Here is a 6,222-nt window from a genome sequence, read left to right as displayed (position 1 = left end):
GTTATCTTCATTTTTGTAGTATAGCATTGTTGCTAATCTACTACAGCCCCAAAATCTTTAAACCACTTTAAAATACAGCGATGAAAGACATTGTGAAAATTGTTCTCACCTAATCGCAGTGTGGAATTCATAGCACTGTTTTAGGAAAATACTGGCATCGGTTGCGTGATCAAGCTTGCCTTGGGACGTTAATAATGGAACGAAAGACAGGAAAAGCATTTTGTTTAAACACAATATTCAAATCAAATTGGTTGGTAAGATCAGTAATAACACTGCAAATCAGGTGGCAAAACTGTTTGCTGTTGCAGCGTTGATTATCGCGTTCGCTGTGTTGTTGGGAATGGGGGCAACATTGCTCAGTTATTTTTTTAGTAAGTCAATTTTTTTCATTCAGCAAAAAAAATAAGTGCGGTGGTGGAAAATTTGGAAATTTTTCACCGCACTTAATTATTTTGGTTAAATGTGATTATTCTTCTTCTTCAGTAAAGCGAGCGGCTTTGTAACGAGGATTCATCAGATTTTCTAAAGAGAGAATATCATCGAGTTGCTCTTCTGTGAGCAAGCCTCGTTCTAGTACCACTTCGCGCACGCTTCTGCCTGTTTCTGCACAAATCTTACCAACAATATCACCATTGTGGTGGCCGATAAATGGATTGAGATAGGTAACAATGCCGATAGAATTTAATACATAGTTACGGCACACATCTGCGTTCACGGTGATGCCATTTACGCATTTATCACGTAAGTTCACGCACGCATTGCTGAGAAGTGAAATGGATTCAAACATTGCTTGACCAATCACCGGTTCCATTACGTTAAGCTGTAATTGCCCTGCTTCGGCGGCGAAAGTAACGGTGGTGTCGTTACCGATCACTTTAAAGCACACTTGGTTTACCACTTCTGGCACAACAGGGTTTACTTTGGCTGGCATAATAGACGAACCTGCTTGTAATTCTGGCAAGTTGATTTCATTTAGCCCTGCTCTTGGGCCTGAAGATAAAAGGCGTAAGTCATTACACACTTTGGATAATTTCACCGCAGTGCGTTTTAAGGCACTGTGAACCATCACATAAGCGCCGCAGTCGGAAGTGGCTTCGATTAGGTTTTCAGAAGGCACACAAGGCAATTGACTTACTTCAGCAAGGTATTTCACCGCCAGTTCCGCATAGCCTTCAGGGGTGTTTAAGCCCGTACCAATGGCGGTTGCGCCAAGATTGACTTCAAGCAGTAATTTTGCTGTGCGTTTTAGGTTACGCACTTCTTCTTCCAATAACACGGAGAAAGCTTTAAATTCTTGCCCTACGGTCATTGGCACGGCATCTTGTAATTGGGTGCGTCCCATTTTTAGCACATCGGCAAATTCTTTGGCTTTGGCTTCAAAACCTTTTTGTAGATAACGGATATTTTTCAGCAAGTGCATAATGCTGTTATATACCGCAATGCGGAAGCCCGTTGGATAGGCGTCATTGGTGGATTGGCTGGCATTAACGTGATCCATTGGATCGATAATGTCGTATTCGCCTTTTTTATGCCCGAGCAATTCCAACGCAAGGTTGGCAATCACTTCATTGGTGTTCATATTCACGGAAGTGCCTGCACCGCCTTGATACACATCTGTTGGGAATTGATCCATACAGCGCCCATTTTCTAGCACTTCATCACAGGCTTTGACAATGGCATTGGCAATTTTTTCGGAATTGCCCCTAGCTCACCATTGGCTAGCGCGGTGGCTTTTTTCACCATCACCATTCCGCGTACAAATTCTGGTACGTCAGAAATGGTATCATCTGAAATGTTGAAATTTTCCATTGCGCGCAACGTGTGAATGCCCCAGTAGGCATCATTTGGTACTTCGCGTTCACCTAATAAATCCACTTCAATACGAGTATTTTTCATAATAATTTCCTTATGCTCGGTTGTTCGTGAAATCATTATAGTCATTTCATTAGGTGAAAAAATTGAGCTAGATCACATTGCGAAAAAGGGAACTAAGATATTAATTTATCGCTAGAATTAGATTTTTTTGTGCTTCAAGGCGGAAAGCATTTTATCGCCTTAACAGGAAAGCGAAAAAATGTTCCTTAAACTTAATGCAATGCCGTCTTCATCATTGCTCGCAGTAATTTGTTTGGCAATGCGTTTAATTTCCTCTGGTGAATTGCCCATTGCAATACCTAAGCCCACATATTGCAACATATCGAGATCATTAAAATTATCCCCAAAAGCAATGATGTCTGCTTTATCTACGGCAGCTCGCTGTGCCATAAATTTAATGGCATTGGCTTTGGTCGCCGCTTTGTTCATTATTTCTAAATATTCTTTTTTAGAACGGTGAATAGAAAGCTGTGGAAATTGTTGTTTGAGCAAAGGTTCAATCTGCTCAATCTGTTCCGCTTCTCCCATTAATAAAATTTTGTGAACATTGCTTAAATGTTGCGGTTTTTCTTTTGCTGCTAGCCCTGTGATTTCACTTTCTTGCTTAATCCAATGGCTGTCTAAATCTGTGGTAACCCAATCAAGATGAGAATAATAACTCACTGAAAGCGTAGGGTGCTGGGCTAAGATCTGTTCCAGTTGAGGCAAAAGCGTATTTTCTAAGGTGATGGAATAAAGTGCGGTGAGATTTTTGTCTAAAATTAATGCCCCGCTGTAGCAGACAATTTCATTTTCATTATAAAGTTGTTCCATATAAGGCAAAATGGCGTAAGGGGGGCGAGCGGAAACAGGAATAAAGGAATGCCTTGCTGCATAATGCGCTGTATGGCTTGTGCCGTTGATGGGCTAATTTGATGTTGGCTATTTAGCAAGGTGCCGTCCATATCTGAGAAAACCATTTTGTATGCCATTGTCTTTACTCCTGTCTTTACTCCTTTTCGAGCCAAATTGCGTTTTCATTCTAAAAAATCCCTCAGCAAAAAAGTAAAGGTTATGTAAATAGCTTCTCTTTTCTTCGTTTCTTTTTGTGACACAGATCATATTTTCAACAAAAAAGACGTTTAATCTGCCAAAAAATTAGGATTACACTTTCTGAGTATTTGCAATCGGTTGCATTGCTTTACTTATTTTGCTGAAACGTTTTTTCAAACAAATTTGGAGGTTATATGACCCATATTATTGTTGCAACGCACGGTAAATTTTCAGAAGAACTAGTAAATTCAGCGGCAATGGTTTACGGCGAAGATGAAAATACCCACGTTGTAACCTTTTTACCGGGTGAGGGTGGAGAGCATTTAGTCGAGAAATATCAGGCGATTATTGCCCAATTACCAGAAAATGAACCCGTTCTATTTTTGGTGGATTTATTTGGTGGTAGCCCTTATAACGCGGCAAGCCGTGTTGCCACAATGCGTGGAGAAAATACAGATATTGTAACTGGCGTGAATTTGCCAATGCTACTTGAGGTGTTAGACGCGAAAGACGACGCTTCTCTCGCGGAATTAGTGAGTACGGCAAAAGAAGTGGGCGTAGCGGCAGTGCGTTCGTTCCAGCCTGAGAAAACCACAACAAAACAGGTAGCGCCTGCTCAAGTTGCCACTTCAGAAACACCAAAAACTTCAGAAAAAAGCACCGCACTTACTGGCAATATGAATATTTCTTTATTACGCATTGATAGCCGTTTGATTCACGGTCAGGTGGCGACCTCTTGGGCGAAAGCAGTGAAGTGCGAGGCGATTTTTGCGGTGAGTGACGAAGTGTCTGAAGATCCAATCCGCCGTGATTTGCTCTTGCAAGTTGCGCCAGAACATTTGAAATCCTATGTGATTCCCGTAGAAAAAGCCATTAAGGTTTACCACAATCCGAAATATGCAGGGAAGAATATTCTGTGGCTGGTAACCAATCCAACAGATATTGTTCGCCTAATTGAAGGGGGCGTGAAAGTGGATAAAGTGAATGTGGGCGGTATGACTTATAAAGAAGGCAATCAGCAGCTTTCACAAGCGGTTACCGTAAACCAACAAGATGTGGAAGCGTTCCGTAAATTATTAGATTTAGGGGTTGATCTGAGCTTGCAACAAGTGGCAAGCAGCCCGAAAGAACCATTAACCAAACAAAAACTTGACGCATTAAAATTCTAATTAAGAGGACTTATTTATGACGACTATGGAAATTATCCTCGTTACCCTTGTTGCCGCAATTTGCGGTATGGGGAGCGTGTTAGATGAAAGACAAACTCACCGTCCACTAGTGGCTTGTACGCTGATTGGTTTGGTGCTAGGTGATATTACTTCTGGCGTTATTATTGGCGGTACGCTTGAAATGCTTGCGCTTGGCTGGATGAACGTTGGGGCGGCAATGGCGCCTGATGCAGCTTTAGCCTCGGTGATCGCAGCTATTTTGGTGATCAAAGGTGGGCAAGATAAAGGTACAGCCATTGCCATCGCTATTCCTGTGGCGGCGGCTGGGCAGGTGCTAACCATTTTTGTGCGAACCCTCACGATTTTCTTACAACATAAAGCCGATGATTTTGCTAAACAGGCGAATTTCAGAGGTATTGAACTATGCCATTTTTCAGGCTTAGCCCTACAAGCGTTAAGGGTAGCTATTCCAACTTTCTTCGTGGCATTAGTGGCAGGCACAGATACCGTAACCACGGCTTTAAATGCGATTCCTGAAGTGGTAACTCGTGGCTTACAAATTGCAGGGGGCTTCATCGTGGTTGTGGGTTATGCAATGGTGATTAATATGATGCGTGCTGGCGCATTAATGCCGTTCTTCTTCGTGGGCTTTGTGATTGCCTCATTCTCTAACTATAACCTTGTTGGTTTAGGGTTATTAGGCGCTTGTTTAGCATTAATTTATATTCAATTAAACCCGCGTTTTAATCAGGCAACCCTGCCTGCTGCAAGTGCGAAAAAAGAACTTGCCGATGATGAACTTGAAGGTCTATAAGAGAAGGAATTGATTATGTCAGAGAAAAAACAATTAACTAAAGCGGATATTCGTAGCACTTACTGGCGTTCGACATTTTTATTAGGCTCATTTAACTTTGAGCGTATGCAAGCAATGGGATTTTGTGTATCAATGATCCCCGCAATCAAACGCTTATATAGCAAAAAAGAAGATCAAGCCGATGCGTTAAAACGCCACCTTGAATTTTTTAATACGCAACCTTGGGTTGCTTCGTCAATCATTGGTGTAACAGCAGCAATGGAGCAAGAGCGTGCTAACGGCGCGACAGACATTGATGACGCAGCGATTAGCGGTGTAAAAGTGGGACTAATGGGGCCATTAGCTGGCGTGGGTGATCCTATTTTCTGGGGAACATTACGCCCTGTTCTCGCCGCCTTAGGGGCAGGTTTAGCCATTAGCGGAAGCCTATTAGGGCCATTGCTATTCTTTATCGGCATTAACATTTTCCGTGCCTTAACCCGTTGGTATGGCTTCCATTATGGTTATGCGAAAGGAACGGAAATTGTGCAAGATATGGGCGGTGGTCGCTTACAAAAACTCACCCAAGGGGCATCTATTCTGGGGTTATTTGTAATGGGGGCGCTGGTATCCAAATGGACAACCATCAATATTCCACTTGAACTCTCGCGCTATGTCAATTCGCAAGGGCAAGAAGTGGTAACAACAGTGCAAAGCGTGTTAAATGAACTGCTTCCGGGGCTTGCCGCCTTAGGTTTAACTTTCTTGTGTATGTATTTATTGCAGAAAAAAATCAACGCAATGTACATTATTTTTGCCTTGTTTGGTGTGGGCATTGTGGGATACTATTTCGGTATTTTAGCCTAACTAAAATTTACTAAAGGGCGGTGTTAAAAACCGCCTTTTTTATTAGAGTAAACAAATTCACAATGATAATAAAAGGAATGTTTGATGAAGTTAAAAGATCTAATTAATCCGCCAGAAAATGAAAGCTATTTAAAAAATAGTTCTAAATTAATCACCGCACTTTTTATTATTGGCGGAATTGCCTACTACCCAACTAAAGGCTACGGCACGGTGATTGCCCTTGTGATCGCCTTAATGATATTAGTCGGACAAAAATTATTACTTTCACAAATTAATAAAGATTTTGCTGATATGTATTTTGCCAAAGAACAATTTGAAAAACTTGGCAATAAAACCTATTTAGAATTTATTGTCGCTCGTTCGAGCCAAATTTTACAAGACAATAAAGTGTTATCGGAAAAAGGAAAGCAAGAATTAAACGCATTGCAACAATACGCCACTTCAGCTTTAGCAAAGCGCCAATGATATTATTTTCAAGAATAAAAA

General features: G+C 41.4%; 5 protein-coding genes and 2 pseudogenes. 5 read left to right on the top strand and 2 right to left on the bottom strand.

Features of this window, described 5'->3' with window-relative positions:
* Window positions 1-220: 220 nt before the first annotated feature.
* Window positions 221-406 carry a hypothetical protein gene (locus C3Z13_RS09480; protein ID WP_103855755.1) on the top strand — a complete coding sequence of 62 codons (186 nt, stop codon included), beginning with the start codon at window positions 221-223 and terminating at the stop codon, window positions 404-406.
* A gap of 60 nt (window positions 407-466) precedes the next feature.
* Here the strand turns inward: C3Z13_RS09480 and aspA are convergent.
* A pseudogene (gene aspA / locus C3Z13_RS09475) lies at window positions 467-1,896 on the bottom strand (aspartate ammonia-lyase).
* 159 nt (window positions 1,897-2,055) lie between these two features.
* Window positions 2,056-2,846, bottom strand: a pseudogene (locus tag C3Z13_RS09470) (Cof-type HAD-IIB family hydrolase).
* A 255-nt stretch (window positions 2,847-3,101) separates the two neighbouring features.
* Between C3Z13_RS09470 and C3Z13_RS09465 the strand changes: the two are divergent.
* From C3Z13_RS09465 to C3Z13_RS09450, 4 genes are all read left to right on the top strand, one after another.
* Entirely contained in the window at window positions 3,102-4,076 is a 975-nt protein-coding gene (locus C3Z13_RS09465; RefSeq protein ID WP_103853932.1) for a mannose/fructose/sorbose PTS transporter subunit IIB, read from the top strand.
* Between the two features lie 16 nt (window positions 4,077-4,092).
* Window positions 4,093-4,890, top strand: a complete 798-nt coding sequence (locus C3Z13_RS09460) for a PTS mannose/fructose/sorbose transporter subunit IIC (protein WP_035686175.1) — start codon at window positions 4,093-4,095, stop codon at window positions 4,888-4,890.
* A gap of 15 nt (window positions 4,891-4,905) precedes the next feature.
* Window positions 4,906-5,736 (top strand): PTS mannose transporter subunit IID, encoded by an 831-nt coding sequence (gene manZ / locus C3Z13_RS09455; RefSeq protein ID WP_103855754.1) that lies wholly within the window; start codon window positions 4,906-4,908, stop codon window positions 5,734-5,736.
* Window positions 5,737-5,820: 84 nt separating this feature from the next.
* Entirely contained in the window at window positions 5,821-6,201 is a 381-nt protein-coding gene (locus C3Z13_RS09450; protein WP_103855753.1) for a hypothetical protein, read from the top strand.
* Window positions 6,202-6,222 lie beyond the last annotated feature (21 nt).

Origin of the sequence: Avibacterium endocarditidis (assembly GCF_002921145.1) — a bacterium.
Classification (GTDB): Bacteria; Pseudomonadota; Gammaproteobacteria; order Enterobacterales; family Pasteurellaceae; genus Avibacterium; species Avibacterium endocarditidis.
The sequence above is the reverse complement of the archived record's forward strand: the minus strand, read 5'-3'. Positions and strand labels throughout refer to the sequence as shown.

Excerpts from the sequence above, each read along its gene's own strand:
- C3Z13_RS09465 (WP_103853932.1), top strand. The coding sequence starts at position 3,102 with ATGACCCATATTATTGTTGCAACGCACGGTAAATTTTCAGAAGAACTA.
- C3Z13_RS09460 (WP_035686175.1), top strand. The coding sequence starts at position 4,093 with ATGACGACTATGGAAATTATCCTCGTTACCCTTGTTGCCGCAATTTGC.
- C3Z13_RS09450 (WP_103855753.1), top strand. The coding sequence starts at position 5,821 with ATGAAGTTAAAAGATCTAATTAATCCGCCAGAAAATGAAAGCTATTTA.
- manZ (WP_103855754.1), top strand. The coding sequence starts at position 4,906 with ATGTCAGAGAAAAAACAATTAACTAAAGCGGATATTCGTAGCACTTAC.